The sequence below is a fragment of the Salegentibacter sp. 24 genome (assembly GCF_004362395.1).
In the GTDB taxonomy this organism is placed as follows: Bacteria; Bacteroidota; Bacteroidia; order Flavobacteriales; family Flavobacteriaceae; genus Salegentibacter.
This window is the reverse complement of record NZ_SNWE01000009.1, coordinates 117,130-134,262: the sequence shown is the minus strand read 5'-3', so window position 1 is coordinate 134,262 and position 17,133 is coordinate 117,130. Positions and strand designations below refer to the sequence as shown.

The following is a 17,133-nucleotide window of genomic DNA, read 5'->3' as shown; positions in this document are numbered from 1 at the left end:
AATGTGAATTAATAACTGAATTATAATTAATTAAAAAGTTCATTAAAAGTAAAGGTTTTGTCTAACCTTACACCTTTTTCGGTATTTTTTAAGCTGATAATTTCGTTGTTGGCATCATGTTCAAGAAACAAATAATAACCTTTATCTGCAGCTCGTTTTAAAAATGCTTCCTTTTCGGTTAAAGTTAACAGGGGCCTGGTATCAAAGCCCATTACATAGGGTAAAGGAATATGGCCTGCAGTGGGTAGCAAATCGGCCATAAAAACCACGGTTTTATCTTTATACTGAATATGCGGAATCATTTGTTTATCTGTATGTCCATCTACAAACAACACGCCAAAATTAAACTCTGAAGAGTCGATAAAGTTTTGGTTCTCTTTTCTTTCTAAAAAATGAAGTTGTCCGCTTTCTTCCATAGGAAGTATATTTTCCTTTAAAAAAGATGCTTTTTCCCGAGCATTGGGCTCAGTAGCCCATTTCCAGTGATCTATATTGCTCCAGAATTTTGCATTTTTAAAAGCCGTTTCATAGCCTGTTCTATTCTCATTCCATTTTATGGCGCCACCACAATGGTCAAAATGCAAATGGGTGAGAAAAATATCGGTAACCTCATCTCGATGAAAGCCGTGTTTTTTGAGGGACTTGTCTAAAGAATGTTCACCCCAAGGATAATAATAACCGAAGAATTTATCACTTTGTTTATCCCCCATCCCGGTATCTATAAGAATGAGTTTATCACCATCTTCTATCAGTAGGCAACGCGCGGCCATATCTATCATATTATTTGAATCTGCCGGATTTGTCCTTTTCCATAGACTTTTTGGAACCACGCCAAACATTGCCCCTCCATCAAGTTTAAAATTACCTGATTCTATAGGATATAATTTCATAAGAATTGCTTTAGGTTCTGCAAATTACTAAAAGCAAAAAACATGCATTGCTAAAATTCTGTTAGCAGTTAATTTCAAAACCTAAATGCTTAAAATTTTTACTATTCAAGGTAAATTACTTTTTCTCCATCTTGAATTGTATCGTTGAAATGGAAAGGCCTTTTTATACCCTCTGTATTGATAATAAAAAATGGTAAAATTGAATTTTCATCAACTTTATGCTCTTTCACCCACTGACGTGTCGTGATTTCCGCACTAATTTTCAGTGTTTTTTCTTTGAAATCTCCGTTACTGATTTTTTTTTGCCCAGGGTTTTAATTCAGTTCTATTTGCAAAAAGGGAAGTTGCGTTAATTTTATCCAGCATATTTACATCAGTGCCGGTTTCATTTGGAGCTACCAGTACAATCTTGTTCGGAATATAAAACAAATCATCGGCCAATTGTGCTGCAAGGAAATTTATTTCGCTATTTCCGGTAAGGGCGATAAAAGTACCTTTTTCGATGGCCCTAGCATCTTCCAGGGTTTCTTCTTTTAAAACATTACCGTATAAACTGTTGAAACCCTGTTTTCTAGCTTCTACAACCATTTCTCGGTTCGCGTCAATAATTACTACCTCTTTATTATCCTGGAGGTGTTTTGCCATATACAAACCAAGCGGATTTGCTCCTAAAATGATATAACCGCTTCTGGATTCCTGGTATACAAGCTCGTTGCGATTCCTTAACCAGGTGGTTGTCCACGTTAATAAAAGAGGAACTGTAAGTGTGGTAAAGATGGCCATAAAAACAAGGATAGAGAAGATTTCACTGGTTATAATTCCCATTTGTAAGCCAATTCCCGCAATAATTATTTCTACAGCACCACGACCGTTCATTCCGGTTCCCACCGCTATACCTTCTCGCCAGCCATAACCGCTGGGAAGATAGAATATTGCAGTACCGAAAATTTTACCTGCCATAGCTATCAGGGTTACTACGATAAGCATAGCCAGATCTGTTTGAAAAACCTCCAGGGTAACTTCAAAACCTGCGGAAACGAAAAATATAGGTGCTAAAAAGCCTATAGAAATATCGTGAAAAATATGGTTGATATCCTTCGAAATTTGACGATTAAATACCCCGTCCCGAATAAATAAACCAGCCATAAAAGCTCCTAAAATACTATGTAATCCCGAAATTTCTGCTAATTCAGAAAAACCCAGAACAATAATCAGAATCATTGTAAAATGCAGTGTTCGGCTGTTGATTTTTGAATTTGTTAAATATTTACCCAGAAGAGGTAATAGGTAAATTCCTGCAAGTGCAGTAAACACAAAGAATAAAATGGCTTTACCAGCAACCCAGACTAGTCCTAAAGTATCTATACTCCCGGCCTCAACATAACTTACGATTCCAGCAAAAATAACTAAGGCAAGTGTATCAGAAATTAGAGCTCCGGCCATAAGAACATAGGCAATCCTGGTATTTAGAAGTTTTAGATCTACTAAAATTCGACTTTTAGTCGCTAAAGAAGTTACAGCTACTGCAATAGCAACAAAAATGGCTGCCATTTGTGTTCCATCAAAGTAGATAATGGTGTAATATCCCAAGATAAATGGAACTACGAAGCCACCTATAGCGGCTAAAAGCCCGGGCCAGGAAGCTTTACCTAGGTCATGAAAATTAATTTCCATACCTATATAAACCATAAGTAGGATGACACCAACTTCGGCCAGAACGCTAATCATTTCCGATGTTTCCAGCAAACCAAGGAATGCAGGGCCCAGAATAATACCTACTACCAGTTCACCTAAGATTGCGGGATATCCCAGTTTTTTTGCTGCCGATCCCGCCAACCAGGCGCTGAGTAAAATGATCAATAAATTAAGAATACTTAACTCTTCCATTTTAATCAAATTAGAATATCTGATACAAATTATTTATAATATTAAGTATTCTTCTGAATAAATAATATTAAATTAAGTATAAATAAAATAAATAATTATTTTGAAATAAAAAGCTTGAATTCCGCCTATCATTGCCATTAAATCAGGTTATTTTTGTAAATAGCAATTAATAGCTCAAAAAATGTACGCATGTTAGAACTGGCAAGTTTGGTTATACTTGGGATCCTTGCTCAATGGTTGGCCTGGAAAATTAAAACCCCTGCAATTTTACCACTTATATTAATAGGTCTTTTAGTAGGACCACTCTCTACCTTATTTAGCGAAGATGGAACCAAGTGGGTTGAACCTATTTGGAATGGGGTTGAAGGTATTTTCCCTGGTGAAAGTCTTTTTTATTTTGTATCTCTCGCAATTTCTATTATTCTTTTTGAAGGTGGGCTCACTTTAAGAAAAGGTGAAATTGGGAATGTTGGTCCTGTTATTTTAAAATTAATTAGCGTTGGTACTGTAGTTACTTTTACTGGTGCAGGATTGGCTGCACACTTTATTTTTGGCCTTAGCTGGCAAATTTCTTTTTTATTTTCGGCATTAATTATTGTTACTGGGCCTACCGTTATTACGCCAATTTTACGTAACATTCCATTAAAAACTCATGTTTCCTCTATATTAAAATGGGAAGGAATCCTTATTGATCCTATAGGGGCACTTATATCAGTGTTGATGTTTGAGTTTATTAGGGTTGAAGGTGGCCAGGATTTTACTCAAACAGCACTCATTGAATTCGGTAAGATTTTACTTTTTGGATTTACCTTCGGGTTTACTTTTGCTCATCTGCTGGCATTTTTGATAAAACGCCAGATTATTCCGCATTACTTACTTAATGTCTTCATCCTTGCCACCGTTTTGGGAGTTTTTGTCCTGGCAGATATGTTTGCTCATGAAAGCGGACTTTTAGCAGTAGTTATTATGGGAATGGTAATGGGAAATCAAAAATTACCAAACATTAAAGAGTTGCTTTATTTTAAGGAATCGCTCAGCGTTTTATTAATTTCAATTCTATTTATACTATTGGCGGCAAATATCGAAATTGAAGAACTTTTACTGGTTTTTAACTGGAATTCCCTTATACTTTTTGGAGTTGTTGCGTTACTAATTAGGCCAATGGGGGTTATTTTAAGCTCCTTGGGTTCAGGCTTAAAGATTAACGAAATAGCCTTTATAAGCTGGGTTGGCCCGCGTGGTATTGTGGCTGCTGGGATCGCTTCTTTGTTTGGTTTAAGACTGGCAAGGGAAGGTGTTGAAGGAGCCGAATATATCACTCCATTAGTTTTTATGATCGTGCTTTGTTCGGTTTTATTAAATGCTGCAACGGCAAGAATTTTCGCCAAACTTGTTGGAGTATTCATTAAAGATTCACAAGGAATTTTAATTATAGGCGCATCATCTATATCCAGATTAATAGGGAAATATTTACACGATAATAATCGGCACGTGGTATTATTGGATAATAATTCTGATAATGTATTGAAAGCCAGGAAGCTGGGTATTGATGCAATTGAGGGGAGTGTTTATGCTGATGATTTGATGAATAATATTGAACTCAATGATATTGGTTACCTTATGGCAATGACCGGAAATAGTGATATTAACAAAACAGCTATCACAAAATTCAAAAAACAATTTGGAGAAAATGGTTCATTCAGGATAATCACTTCAGATGAAATGAATAATCCGGAGAAAAATCCAACAGAAGGCTTATTTTCCCACACAGATGATTACATAAAATTAACCGAAGTTTCCAGAAATTACCCGAAAATTCATGAAATTACCCTTAATAGCAAGGAGCATTATGAAGGACTTATAGAAATCTCCAAAACCGATGGAGATATCATTCCGCTTTTTGTTAAAACGGAAGAAGGAGACCTTACAATAATTCCTTCTCACAGTTCTGAAGTTGAAATTGAAGAGAATTACCAGCTGATATATCTAGGTAAGAAAATTCAACGTGAAGAAAAAGCAGAAGAAGATTATAAAGATACCATTGACCAAGAAGAAGCCCAAGAAGATATCAACAAGGAGAAAGAACAAAACGAACAGAGCAAGACTTAATCTTCCTGTTGCATTTCTTCTATTAGTTCGTCCGTGATTTCCATATTATGATACACATTTTGAACATCGTCATCATCTTCAAATTTTTCAACAAGATTCAATATTTTTTTTGCATCCTCCACTGGTAACTTTACAGTATTTAGGGGTATTCGTTGTACTTCGGAAGATTTTACTTCTGTTTTCAAGGCTTCTAATTTTGAAGACATCAATCCAAAATCATTAAAATCTGTATAGATGGTAATATAATCTTTCTCTTTTTCAATTGTTGAGGCACCGCCTTCAATAAGTTCCAGTTCAAATTCTTCCAGATTCATTTCAATCTTTTCTCTTTCTATAGTAAAAACCCCTTTCTTATCGAAAAGGAATTCTAATGACCCATTGGTACCTAGGTTTCCTCCATTTTTTGAAAATGTAGAGCGAACTGAAGCTACGGTTCTGTTAGTATTATCGGTAGTACATTCAATAAAAAAAGCAATTCCGTTGGGACCATAGCCTTCAAAAGTGACCAGCTCATAATTATCGGCATCGGCACCACTAGCTTTCTTTATAGCGCGTTCTATGGTATCTTTGGGCATATTCACCCCTTTTGCATTTGAAATCGCGTTCCGGAGTGTAGAATTGGCTTCTGGATCTGGACCACCACCTTCTTTTACAGCAACGTTAATCTCTTTAATTGCACGTGTAAACTGTTTAGCACGCTTTTTATCCTGAGCGCCTTTTCGGTGTTTTATATTCGCCCATTTACTATGTCCAGCCATTGTAGTTGCGTTTTCTTTAATTGGTAGATTCACAAAAATAAGAAAATGTAGAAAATCAAAAAACCCCACATATGGCTGTGAGGTTTTTGTAATTAAATATTGAAACTTAAAATTCTAGTCATTCAGCTTCAAAACGGCCATAAAGGCCTCTTGTGGTATTTCCACATTACCTACCTGGCGCATACGCTTTTTACCTTTTTTCTGCTTTTCCAGAAGTTTTCGTTTACGGGAGATATCCCCTCCGTAACATTTGGCAGTAACATCTTTTCGAAGTGCTTTAACGGTTTCTCTGGCAATAATTTTTGCACCAATTGCTGCCTGGATTGGAATATCAAATTGTTGTCTTGGAATCAACTCTTTCAGCTTTTCACACATTTTCTTCCCTATATCGTAGGCATTATCTACGTGAAGTAGGGCAGAAAGGGCATCTACGATGTTACCGTTGAGCAGGACATCCACTTTCACCAGTTTTGACTGCCGCATTCCTATTGGCGAATAATCAAAAGAAGCATAACCTCTGGATACCGTTTTTAATCTGTCGTAAAAGTCAAAAACTATTTCCGCCAGGGGCATATCAAAAGTAAGTTCAACCCTCTCTGTGGTGAGATAGGTCTGATTCGTAATTTCTCCCCTTTTTTCGATACAAAGCGACATTACATTTCCGACATAATCAGATTTTGTGATAATAGTAGCTTTAATATAAGGTTCTTCAACCCGATTTAATGAAGATGGTTCTGGTAAATCTGAAGGATTATTAACCAGAATTAAATCATCAGGATTTTTGTTAGTAAAGGCATGGTAGGATACGTTAGGAACGGTGGTGATTACCGTCATATCAAACTCACGTTCCAGGCGTTCCTGAATAATTTCCAGGTGAAGCATACCTAAAAATCCACAACGGAAACCAAAACCTAACGCAGCAGAACTTTCCGGTAAAAAAACTAATGAAGCATCGTTTAGCTGAAGTTTTTCCATAGAACTTCTTAGTTCTTCATAATCTTCGGTGTCCACTGGATAAATACCAGCAAAAACCATTGGTTTTACATCTTCAAAACCGGCAACAGCTTCAGTAGTAGGATTTTTAGCATCCGTAATAGTATCACCAACTTTTACTTCTCGGGCATCTTTAATTCCTGTAATTAAGTAACCTACGTCACCTGTTTTAATTTCCTGTCTAGGAAATTGCTTTAAACGAAGTGTTCCAACCTCATCGGCAAAATAATTTTTGTCCGTGGCTACAAATTTTATATTCTGGCCTTTTTTAATAGAGCCGTTGATGACCCTAAAATAGGTTTCTACACCACGAAACGGGTTGTAAACCGAATCAAAAATTAAAGCTCTTAATGGTGCATCTACTTTTCCACTTGGAGGCGGTACTCGAGTAATAATCGCCGCTAATATCTCTTCAATTCCCAAACCGGTTTTTGCGCTGGCAGGAATAATATCGGAATGTTCACAACCAAGAAGATCTACAATATCGTCGCTCACCACTTCTGGATTAGCACTGGGTAAATCCACTTTATTAAGTACTGGGATGATTTCAAGGTCATTTTCCAGGGCGAGATAGAGATTTGAAATGGTTTGTGCCTGTATACTTTGAGCTGCATCTACAACCAATAGAGCTCCTTCACAAGCAGCGATAGAGCGAGAAACTTCATAAGAAAAATCTACGTGTCCTGGGGTATCAATAAGGTTTAAAACATATTTTTCACCTTCAAACTCATAATCCATCTGTATAGCGTGGCTTTTTATGGTAATACCACGCTCACGTTCCAAGTCCATACTATCTAAGAGTTGTTCTTGTTTTTCACGATCGGTAACAGAACCAGTGAAATCCAACAGGCGATCCGCCAAGGTGCTTTTTCCATGGTCAATATGAGCGATTATACAGAAGTTTCTTATATGCTTCATCGGTTATTTTTAATGATTGAATTACTTAAATAGTAATCAACAAATTTAAGTTTACAAATATAGTTTATTTCATAGTCCTAAAAAGAAAGATAGAATATAAGAATTGAAAGAACTACGAATATGGAAACCTATTTTCTTAAAAGTCTTTAAATAAAAAATAAGCAATCTTTTAGTTAATAATAAAAAAAGTTACTTAAGTATATATAAATTGTAAAAAAGTTTCTTTTTTTTGTAATAGACAACTTTGTCAGATTATTCTCAGTAGGTTATAAGGCTTGGGAGTTTTTCTTTTTTAGAATTTAACTTGTAGACTTGTTAAAAGGAAATTTACTGAAAGGACATTGGGTTTAGCTAAAAATAAAAACAAACAATAATTTAAGATAAATTTCTATGGCTTCTGAAACCGTAACTAACCAGAATAACACCAGTAGATCGATTATTATAATCGGGGCCTTATTTTTCATATTCGGATTTGTGACCTGGCTGAATTCTCTTTTAATCCCATATTTGGAGATTGCCTGTGAACTAACCAAATTTCAATCATTTTTTGTGACATTTGCCTTCTATATCGCGTATGTGGTCATGGCCCCCCTTTCCACCCGTACGCTGAATAAACTGGGTTTTAAAAAAGGAATGTCCGTAGCTCTGGTAATTATGGCTATAGGAGCCCTTCTTTTTATTCCCGCAGCTATTACTAGAACATATTTTCTTTTTCTTTCTGGATTATTTGTTATGGGTAGTGGACTTGCTATTCTACAGACGGCTTCCAACCCCTATGTGACAATTGTAGGACCCGCTGAAAGCGCTGCGAAAAGAATTAGTATAATGGGGATTTGTAATAAACTTGCTGGGGCTATAGCGCCTATATTAATCGGGTTTTTTTTACAACTTGAAAAAGCAGACGAATTACAGTCTGAAATAGCCAATTTAACCACAGCAGAGAGAATAAACGAACTGAATGAAATGGCCCTCAGGGTTATTCCACCATATATTGGCATTATAATCGTTTTATTGCTTTTAGCGCTTTGGGTGTACAAATCTAGCTTGCCAGAAATAGATACGGATGAAGAAGATGAGAATCTTTCATTGACCAATGCTGGCAAGAAAAGTGTTTTTGATTTTCCCCATGTAATTCTGGGTGTAATAGCACTTTTTCTTTATGTTGGGGTCGAAGTTATAGCTGCAGATAGTATTATAAGTTATGGGGTTTCCCAGGGTATAGCTCTAACAACTGCAAAATATTTTGCTACCGGAACTATGGTTGCCATGGTGATAGGATATATTCTGGGTATAATTAGTATTCCAAAACTGATCACCCAGGAGAATGCCTTAAAAATATCTGCCGTGGTCGGAATAGCATTCTCCATATTGGCTATTTTTACTGGTGGGTATGTATCACTGGCTTTCATAGCATTGTTAGGATTGGCAAATTCATTAATGTGGCCTGCAATATGGCCTATGGCTTTAGCAGATGTTGGTAGATTTACAAAGGCGGCCTCCTCACTTTTGGTGATGGGTATTGCTGGGGGTGCAATTATTCCACTTGCTTATGGAGCACTGGCAGAAGAATGGAATCCTCAGGATGCCTATTGGGTGCTGATTCCCTGTTATCTTTTTATTCTTTATTTCGCGGTAAAAGGACACAAAATCAAATAAAAAGTAAAATTTTCAAGATGAAAAATATTCAAGTAAAATTAAGTTTAGTTTTTTTAGTGTTATTTCAATTGGGATTATCGGCACAAGAATTAGAAGTTGCAAAACCAGCAATCATCCCGAAGCCGTCAGAAATTGAGTGGAAAGACGATTTCTTTACACTTCAAAAAAGCACAGTGGTTTGTTTTAATCCTGGCGCAGAAACATCGGCTGCCTGGCTACAGGAGTTGTTAGAAAATACGTATACTCAAAGTTATACCATGAAGGGTGAAAATTGCACGGGCTTTAATATTCTTCTTGAGCCAGATTTAGAACAAAGTTTAGGTAAAGAAGGTTATAAACTTAATATTTCTTCAAATATAGTCTCAATAAAAGCAGCTACAGAAGCAGGGTTGTTTTATGGAATACAAACCTTACGCCAAGTGTTTCCACCAGAAATAGAAAATGAAAAGGTTTTAAATGAAATTAAACTTCCGCAATTATCAGTTACCGATGTTCCAAAATTTGAGTGGAGAGGTTCTATGCTCGATATAGCGCGCAGTTTTTTTGGACCGGATTACATTAAAAAGCATCTGGACAGGATGGCATTCTATAAATTAAACAGATTGCATTTACATTTAACCGATGATCAAGGCTGGCGAATAGAAATAAAACAAAAACCAAAACTAACTGAGCTCGGTAGTAAAGGAGCTGTTAAAGGAGGGCGTTCCGGATATTTAACACAGGAGCAGTATAAGGAAATCCAGGAGTATGCTGCAGCAAGAAACATTATCATCATTCCGGAAATTGATATGCCCGGTCATATTTATTCAGCATTAATGGCGTATCCCGAATTGAATTGCGAAGAATTTTCCAATATAGAACCCAGATTGGCGACACCGCCGGAATTATTTCATGAATATCAGGTAGGCTGGAGTAAATTATGTCTAGATAAACCGGAAGTCTACGATTTCGTCGCCACAGTTTTAGGTGAGATGGCTGAAATCACTAAAGGAGAGTATTTGCATATAGGGGGAGACGAGATTGAAGATGAACGCTATAAGGAATTCGTTATAAAAGCTGATTCTATCGTTCGGGGTTTAGGAAAAACAACTATTGGTTGGGAAGAAGTTACCAAAGCAGCGGTAGATAGTACGTTTATTAGCCAGAGATGGAATAATAAAACAAAGAGTGTAGTAAACACAAGGGTTATCCAGTCTCTTTGTTCCAGTTTTTATTTTGATCATGCCAATATCCCGGGACAGGAAATGACCAATAATTGGTGTCAGGAAAGAGGGGTTTCTTTAAAGGATGCGTATACTTTTATTGCTAAAAATCCAAATACGATAGGAGTAGAGGCACCCCTTTGGACCGAAATGGTGCTTTCTAATGATGCTGCTGATAATAGATTTTGGCCTAGGACAATTGCCTTGGCTGAAGTTGGATGGTCAGCCAATGAAAACAAAGATTATCAAGACTTTGTAAATCGTCTCGGACGACACGGGTTGCGCCTTGACCTTATGGATGTTAATTATTTTAGAAGCCCCGAAGTTAATTGGAACAGCAATCGCAACAAAGGTGTTTTTTCAGAATTTATGCCTGACTCTAAATGGATAGATTAACTTAATTGAATTTCAAATGGAAAATAATCCCGATACAGAAAAAGCTTCAAATTACAATGATTTGGAGAAAATGACTACGGTAGATATTCTAAACAATATTAATAGTGAAGATAAAACCGTTCCAGAGAGCGTTGAAAAGCAAATTCCGGCGATAGAAAAACTTGTGAAGGAGATCACAGAGAAACTGAAATTGGGCGGTAGACTTTTTTATATTGGTGCTGGGACCAGTGGTAGATTAGGGGTATTAGATGCTTCTGAATGTCCTCCCACATTTGGAGTTACAGATCAAATGGTAATTGGGTTAATCGCCGGGGGTGACACTGCCTTAAGAAATGCGGTGGAAAATGCTGAAGATGATACAGAGCAAGCCTGGAAAGATCTTCAACGATATAAAATTTCAAAAAAGGATGTATTGGTGGGAATTGCCGCTTCTGGAACCACTCCCTATGTGATAGGTGGAATTAAAGAAGCTCGTAAAAATGGAATTACTACTGGCTGTGTTACCTGTAGTTCAGAGAGTCCTTTGGCCGAGGCCAGTGAATACCCTATTGAAGTAATAACAGGGCCAGAATTCGTCACCGGAAGCACGAGAATGAAAGCTGGAACCGCTCAGAAATTAATATTAAATATGATCACAACGTCAGTTATGATCAAATTGGGGCGGGTAAAGGGCAACAAAATGGTGGATATGCAGCTTTCAAATCAAAAATTAGTAAGCCGCGGCACCCGCATGATTGTGGAAGAATTAGGTATTGAAGTGAAAGAGGCTGAGCAATTACTTCAAAAATACGGTAGCGTAAGAGCAGCGGTGGAGGCCTTTCGAAGTGCTTAATCTATTGTAATAACCAATTTTAAAAAGGATTTTACGTTATTCACCAAAGTCTACCTATGAAAAAAATAATTTTTTTACTACTTGCAATTTTTTTATTCCATTCCTGTAAAACAACTCAGGAAATAGCTAAAACAGAACCTGAGAATCCAACAGAGGCTGAAAAGATAGTTAAAGAAATTCCTGAAAAAATTGAAGTTATTGAAGAACCCCAAAAGGAATTTGTGATATGGGATCCCAAAACCCCTAAAAATATTGAAGAATTCCGTGCCGCCTGGGTAGCAACGGTTGCCAATATCAATTGGCCCAGCAAACCCGGGCTATCCACTTCGGAACAACAAAAAGAGGCCCTGGAACTTCTAGATTTTTTAGAAGAGCATAATTTTAATGCCGTAATTTTCCAGGTCCGTCCTCAGGCTGATGCACTTTACGCCAGTGAAATAGAACCTTGGTCTTACTACTTAACGGGCAAACAGGGAAAAGCACCTGAACCATTTTACGATCCATTGAAATTTTGGATAAATGCTGCTCATCAGCGTGGTTTGGAATTGCATGTTTGGCTGAATCCTTACCGAGCACACCATACTACCGGAAAAGAAATTAGTGAAAGATCTGTCATTAAAACCAATCCTAATCTGGTTGTAGAATTAGAGAATGGAATGTGGTGGATGGATCCAGCTCAAAAGGGAACACAGGATCATACCTCTAAAGTCGTGATGGATATTGTAAATCGCTACGATATTGACGGTGTTCATTTTGACGATTATTTCTATCCTTACGAGTCTTATAACAACGGTAAAGATTTTCCTGACGATTTGAGTTGGAATGCTTACCAGGCGGCTGGGGGAGAACTTTCTCGCAGCGACTGGCGCCGTGAGAGTGTAAACGATTTTATCAAAAGAATTTATAGAGAAATTAAAGCGGAAAAACCACAGGTAAAGTTCGGAATTAGTCCTTTTGGTATATGGCGACCCGGTTTTCCTGAATCTGTTCAGGGTTATGACCAATATAATAAATTATACGCTGATGCTAAATTATGGTTAAATGAAGGTTGGGTAGATTACTATACACCCCAATTATACTGGAAAATAGGTCAGCTAGGGCAGAGTTTTCCTGAATTACTGGGATGGTGGGAAAGCGAAAACACAAAACAACGACATCTCTGGCCGGGAATGAATATTGCCGGCGACGGAGACCAAAAGCATATCACAGAAGTGATAAATCAAATTATGATTACCAGGGGAATGCTTCCTGAAAGTAAGGGCGCTGTGCATTGGAGTATTGCTCCTCTATTAAAACATAAAGATCTAGCAGATGCTTTGAAGGAAGGTCCTTATAGAAAAAAGACATTGGTTCCGCCGAGTCCGTGGTTAGATAACTCACCCCCAGAAATACCCAAGGTCACTGTAAGTGAAGTCGGAGATAAAATTGAAATTACCTGGGGACTGAAAAATGATGAGAATATTAAAAAGTGGGTGGTTTATTTTAAATATGAAACCGGAAATTGGGATTATAAAATTTTAACAGCCGAAAAAAGGAGTCAGAATTTGCAAAAAGAAGTGGGAACGAATAATACAAAGCTTGAAAAGATTGGAGTAACCGCTGTGGATCCTAGCGGCAACCAAAGTGAATTCATAGAAATTGAAATAGAATAACAACTTATGAGCCCCATCCTCGTTTTTGGCGTTATCGCTGGTTATTTTCTTTTGTTAATGGCTATAAGTCACATTACCTCGAAAAAGGCCGATAATAATACTTTTTTTACCGCTAACCGGGAATCCCCGTGGTTTTTAGTAGCCTACGGTATGGTTGGGGCTACCTTATCTGGGGTCACCTTTATTTCTGTCCCGGGTGAGGTAGGCAATTCCCATTGGAACTATTTGCAGTTTGTAATGGGGAATATGATTGGGTATGCGGTAATTGCATTAGTGTTAATTCCTTTATTTTATAAACTGAAATTAATTTCCATTTACGAATATTTAAAAGATCGTTTCGGACAGAATTCCTATTATGCTGGAGCTTCATTTTTTCTTATTTCCCAAACCATAGGCGCTTCATTTAGACTTTTTTTAGCGGCTTTAGTATTGCAAATTGCGTTTTTTGATAACTTCGGAATTCCATTTTGGATAACTGTATTGATTACCATCGCATTAATTTGGCTCTATACTTATAGAGGCGGAATTAAAACCATTGTTTGGACCGATACTCTTCAAACCACTTTTTTACTGTTAGCCGTGGTGATAAGTATTTTTATGATCGTTGATGAAATGGGTTTAGAATTTACCGATGTTTTCAAAACGGTTAGCAACAGTGGAATGTCAACTGTTTTTGAATGGGACTGGCGTTCAAATAATGCATTTTTCAAAAGTTTTCTGGCCGGAATATTTATTACTATCGCGATGAATGGTCTTGACCAAAATGTGATGCAAAAAAACCTGACCTGCAAGAATAAAGCAGAAGCACAAAAAAATATTTTCTGGTTTTCTATTGTTTTTTTCTTTTCAACAATGTTATTTTTAGCACTTGGTGTTTTGCTTTATAAATATGCCATGGATCAGGGAATCGCAATTCCCGAAAGAACAGACGATCTTTATCCTATGCTCGCCTTAAATTATTTTGGAATCATGGCAGGTATAGTTTTTCTTCTTGGGATTATAGCTGCGGCCTTTTCCAGTGCAGATTCCGCATTAACGGCTCTCACCACCTCATTTTGTGTTGATATCCTGGATATTCAGAAAAAAGAAAAAAATCAGAAGAGTACTAGAGTATTAGTTCACATTGGCTTTACTATTATCATGTTCCTGACCATTATTGTATTTAACGCATTAAATGACAGCAGCGTGGTAAGCGCAGTATTTAAAGTGGCGGGTTTTACGTACGGTCCCTTATTGGGATTATTCGTTTATGGCCTGTTGAGTAAAAATCCGGTGTACGATAAATGGGTCCCATTGGTATGTATTTTATCACCCATAATTTCAATAATTTTAGATTTAAATTCTGAAGCCTGGTTTAATGGCTACCAATTTGGTTTTGAAATTCTCCTGATTAATGCCGCTATTACTATTTTAGGACTTTTCGCCTTATATAGATCAAAAGCTGAAGAGCTTTTAACAAAATAATATTCTGAAAAGATGCAGCTGAAATTTTACCCATTTAATCTCGAATTAAAAAATACCTTTACTATAAGTTATGGTTCTCGTGATTTTCAGCCTACCCTGGTTGTTGCAGTAACTGAGGGGGAATATACAGGATACGGAGAAGCTACAGCTACTTCTTATTATGGGGTTAGCATTGAAAAAATGCAGGAGGATATAAAATCTTTAGAACCACTTATCGCTAAAATGATAGATAGAACTCCAGAGGAAATTTGGGAACATACCTGGTCCAAATTAAAACATAATCCTTTTGCACAATGTGCTCTGGATATGGCCCTGCACGATCTTCACGGAAAACGAAACCAAATGCCACTTTATAAATTATGGGGGCTGAATTTGGAAAATATTCCACTTACAAATTATACCATAGGGATAGATACCATAGAAAAAATGGTCCAAAAAATTAATGAATTTCCCTGGCCCTTGTATAAAATAAAACTGGGAACAGAGGATGATGTAGCGATTGTAAAGGAGCTTAGAAAACATTCTGATGCAGTATTCAGGGTAGATGCAAACGCGGCCTGGACAACAGATCAGGCGATTCAAAATTCCAAAGCATTAAAAGCATTAAATGTTGAATTTTTGGAGCAACCTTTAAAAGCCGACAATTGGGAGGGTATGGAAAGGCTTTATAAAGAATCTGTTTTGCCACTTATTGCCGATGAAAGTTGTATTGTCGAAAGCGATGTGGAAAAATGTGCCGGCTATTTCCATGGAATAAATATTAAACTTACTAAATGTGGCGGCATCACCCCTGGAAAGCGAATGATTTTAAAAGGAAAGTCCCTTGGTTTAAAAGTAATGGTAGGTTGTATGACTGAATCTACAGTTGGAATTTCAGCAATTGCACAATTATTGCCCTTACTGGATTACGTAGATATGGATGGTGGACTTTTAATTAAAAACGATATAGCAGACGGTGTCAAGGTTTATGATGAAAAAGTACATTTTCCAAAAAGAAACGGTACCGGAGTGGAATTGTATGAAAAATAGAATAATGTCACATAATCAGTAATTTTACCTCTTGCTGGTTCTTTTTTAAGATGAATCCTTCTCTAAATATTAAGAAATAATAATTATAACAATGATACTAATAACGAAACCTTATCTGGCATTGCTTCTTTCTTTTTTTCTTTTGGCTTCCTGTAAGCAAAAAGGAGAGAAAAAGGAAGAGAAACTGCTTGAAAGTAAAATTGCTGAGGTGGAAGAAGCATATGCGCCAGATTCCCGTACAGCGCTTTTTGAAGTTGAAGCTAAGGAAAATGGAGGATCTTATATTTTAAAAGGAGAATCAAACAAGCCTGAGGCGGTAGCATCCTTAAAAGAAAAATTACAGTCAGAAAATATAAAGTTTGTCGATAGTATCCGCGTTCTACCTGATGCTGAAGAACTAAATAACAAAACTCGTGGAGTGGTAAAAATATCAGTGGCAAATCTTAGGGATGAACCCAAGCATTCGGCGCAGTTGGTTACCCAGGCAACCCTAGGATTACCTCTGAAAGTATATAAAAAACAAGGAAGTTGGTACTATGTCCAAACTCCAGAAGGTTATTTAGCTTGGGTTGATTACGGAGGAATTGAAAATATGAGCCAAGAAGCATTTTCACAATGGAAGTCTTTCGATAAACTTATTTTTACAGAACCCACCGGGAATTCATATATAGAGCCAAATTCGGATGCCCAAACAGTTTCAGATCTTGTGGCCGGTAATATTTTAGAGCTTGTAGGCGAGCAAAATAAATTTTATGAAGTTAAATATCCGGACGGAAAGAAAGCTTTTGTAAAAAAGGCTAATGCACAACCTTATGATGACTGGATAACATCCTTAGGTCAAACCGAAGAGGATTTGGTAGCGACTTCCAAAAAGTTAATGGGTATACCTTACTTATGGGGTGGCACCTCCCCAAAAGGCGTTGATTGCAGTGGTTATACAAAAACCATATTTTTTTTAAATGGAATGGTAATTCCACGTGATGCTTCTCAGCAAATTAAAACGGGGGAAGTAGTGGATTCCGAAAAGAATTTTGACAATTTAGTGAAAGGCGATTTGCTTTTCTTTGGAAAACCGGCGACTGATTCCACTTCAGAACGCGTAATCCACGTCGGAATGTGGATAGGAAATAACAAGTTCATCCATTCTATGGGAAACGTTCACATTAGTAATTTTGATACCGAAGCAGAAGATTTTGATGAGTATAATTATAATAGATACTTGCGTTCCAAACGAATCTTGAATAAAGAAGATAAAGGCTTAATCTATCTAAAAAACACCGATTTATTTACCGAGACTGAAGCGGGAGAAGTAAAAATGTAGTAAAATAAATAGAATAAAAATCTCAC

At 36.9% G+C, this 17,133-nt stretch carries 12 protein-coding genes; 8 read left to right on the top strand and 4 right to left on the bottom strand.

Annotation, left to right across the window (positions count from 1 at the left end; all coding sequences use genetic code 11):
• Positions 1-26 precede the first annotated feature (26 nt).
• Complete coding sequence (locus DET49_RS08550; protein WP_133547679.1) at positions 27-890, bottom strand: MBL fold metallo-hydrolase; 864 nt, start codon at positions 888-890, stop codon at positions 27-29.
• 288 nt (positions 891-1,178) lie between these two features.
• Complete coding sequence (locus DET49_RS08545) at positions 1,179-2,777, bottom strand: cation:proton antiporter (RefSeq protein ID WP_133547678.1); 1,599 nt, start codon at positions 2,775-2,777, stop codon at positions 1,179-1,181.
• 189 nt (positions 2,778-2,966) lie between these two features.
• Between DET49_RS08545 and DET49_RS08540 the strand changes: the two genes are divergently transcribed.
• The gene (locus tag DET49_RS08540) at positions 2,967-4,886 is read left to right on the top strand and encodes a cation:proton antiporter (RefSeq protein WP_133547677.1); all 1,920 of its coding nucleotides are present in this window, start codon (positions 2,967-2,969) and stop codon (positions 4,884-4,886) included.
• Here the strand turns inward: DET49_RS08540 and DET49_RS08535 are convergent.
• Together DET49_RS08535 and lepA are read right to left on the bottom strand one after the other, a co-directional pair.
• Positions 4,883-5,644 (bottom strand): YebC/PmpR family DNA-binding transcriptional regulator, encoded by a 762-nt coding sequence (locus DET49_RS08535; RefSeq protein WP_133547676.1) that lies wholly within the window; start codon positions 5,642-5,644, stop codon positions 4,883-4,885. The genes DET49_RS08540 and DET49_RS08535 overlap by 4 nt on opposite strands.
• 114 nt (positions 5,645-5,758) lie before the next feature.
• A complete protein-coding gene (gene lepA / locus DET49_RS08530) occupies positions 5,759-7,555 on the bottom strand; it encodes a translation elongation factor 4 (RefSeq protein WP_133547675.1) in 1,797 nt (598 codons plus the stop codon).
• 390 nt (positions 7,556-7,945) lie between these two features.
• On the opposite strand from lepA, the gene DET49_RS08525 reads away from it, so the two are divergent.
• From DET49_RS08525 to DET49_RS08495, 7 genes are all read left to right on the top strand, one after another.
• The gene (locus DET49_RS08525; protein ID WP_133547674.1) at positions 7,946-9,211 is read left to right on the top strand and encodes a sugar MFS transporter; all 1,266 of its coding nucleotides are present in this window, start codon (positions 7,946-7,948) and stop codon (positions 9,209-9,211) included.
• A gap of 17 nt (positions 9,212-9,228) precedes the next feature.
• Positions 9,229-10,809 carry a beta-N-acetylhexosaminidase gene (locus DET49_RS08520; RefSeq protein ID WP_166636560.1) on the top strand — a complete coding sequence of 527 codons (1,581 nt, stop codon included), beginning with the start codon at positions 9,229-9,231 and terminating at the stop codon, positions 10,807-10,809.
• A gap of 16 nt (positions 10,810-10,825) precedes the next feature.
• The gene (gene murQ / locus DET49_RS08515; protein WP_133547672.1) at positions 10,826-11,641 is read left to right on the top strand and encodes an N-acetylmuramic acid 6-phosphate etherase; all 816 of its coding nucleotides are present in this window, start codon (positions 10,826-10,828) and stop codon (positions 11,639-11,641) included.
• A 56-nt stretch (positions 11,642-11,697) separates the two neighbouring features.
• Positions 11,698-13,293, top strand: coding sequence for a glycoside hydrolase family 10 protein (locus tag DET49_RS08510; protein WP_133547671.1), 1,596 nt, complete (start codon positions 11,698-11,700; stop codon positions 13,291-13,293).
• A gap of 6 nt (positions 13,294-13,299) precedes the next feature.
• A complete protein-coding gene (locus DET49_RS08505) occupies positions 13,300-14,757 on the top strand; it encodes a sodium:solute symporter (RefSeq protein ID WP_133547670.1) in 1,458 nt (485 codons plus the stop codon).
• 12 nt (positions 14,758-14,769) lie between these two features.
• Positions 14,770-15,786, top strand: a complete 1,017-nt coding sequence (locus tag DET49_RS08500) for a dipeptide epimerase (RefSeq protein ID WP_133547669.1) — start codon at positions 14,770-14,772, stop codon at positions 15,784-15,786.
• 91 nt (positions 15,787-15,877) lie between these two features.
• Positions 15,878-17,107, top strand: a complete 1,230-nt coding sequence (locus DET49_RS08495; RefSeq protein WP_133547668.1) for a C40 family peptidase — start codon at positions 15,878-15,880, stop codon at positions 17,105-17,107.
• The last annotated feature ends 26 nt before the right edge of the window (positions 17,108-17,133 follow it).

Bases quoted from the DNA above. Each gene is read 5' to 3' on its own strand.
- DET49_RS08550 (WP_133547679.1), bottom strand. From the start codon at position 890: ATGAAATTATATCCTATAGAATCAGGTAATTTTAAACTTGATGGAGGG.
- DET49_RS08545 (WP_133547678.1), bottom strand. From the start codon at position 2,777: ATGGAAGAGTTAAGTATTCTTAATTTATTGATCATTTTACTCAGCGCC.
- DET49_RS08540 (WP_133547677.1), top strand. From the start codon at position 2,967: ATGTTAGAACTGGCAAGTTTGGTTATACTTGGGATCCTTGCTCAATGG.
- DET49_RS08535 (WP_133547676.1), bottom strand. From the start codon at position 5,644: ATGGCTGGACATAGTAAATGGGCGAATATAAAACACCGAAAAGGCGCT.
- lepA (WP_133547675.1), bottom strand. From the start codon at position 7,555: ATGAAGCATATAAGAAACTTCTGTATAATCGCTCATATTGACCATGGA.
- DET49_RS08525 (WP_133547674.1), top strand. From the start codon at position 7,946: ATGGCTTCTGAAACCGTAACTAACCAGAATAACACCAGTAGATCGATT.
- DET49_RS08520 (WP_166636560.1), top strand. From the start codon at position 9,229: ATGAAAAATATTCAAGTAAAATTAAGTTTAGTTTTTTTAGTGTTATTT.
- murQ (WP_133547672.1), top strand. From the start codon at position 10,826: ATGGAAAATAATCCCGATACAGAAAAAGCTTCAAATTACAATGATTTG.
- DET49_RS08510 (WP_133547671.1), top strand. From the start codon at position 11,698: ATGAAAAAAATAATTTTTTTACTACTTGCAATTTTTTTATTCCATTCC.
- DET49_RS08505 (WP_133547670.1), top strand. From the start codon at position 13,300: ATGAGCCCCATCCTCGTTTTTGGCGTTATCGCTGGTTATTTTCTTTTG.
- DET49_RS08500 (WP_133547669.1), top strand. From the start codon at position 14,770: ATGCAGCTGAAATTTTACCCATTTAATCTCGAATTAAAAAATACCTTT.
- DET49_RS08495 (WP_133547668.1), top strand. From the start codon at position 15,878: ATGATACTAATAACGAAACCTTATCTGGCATTGCTTCTTTCTTTTTTT.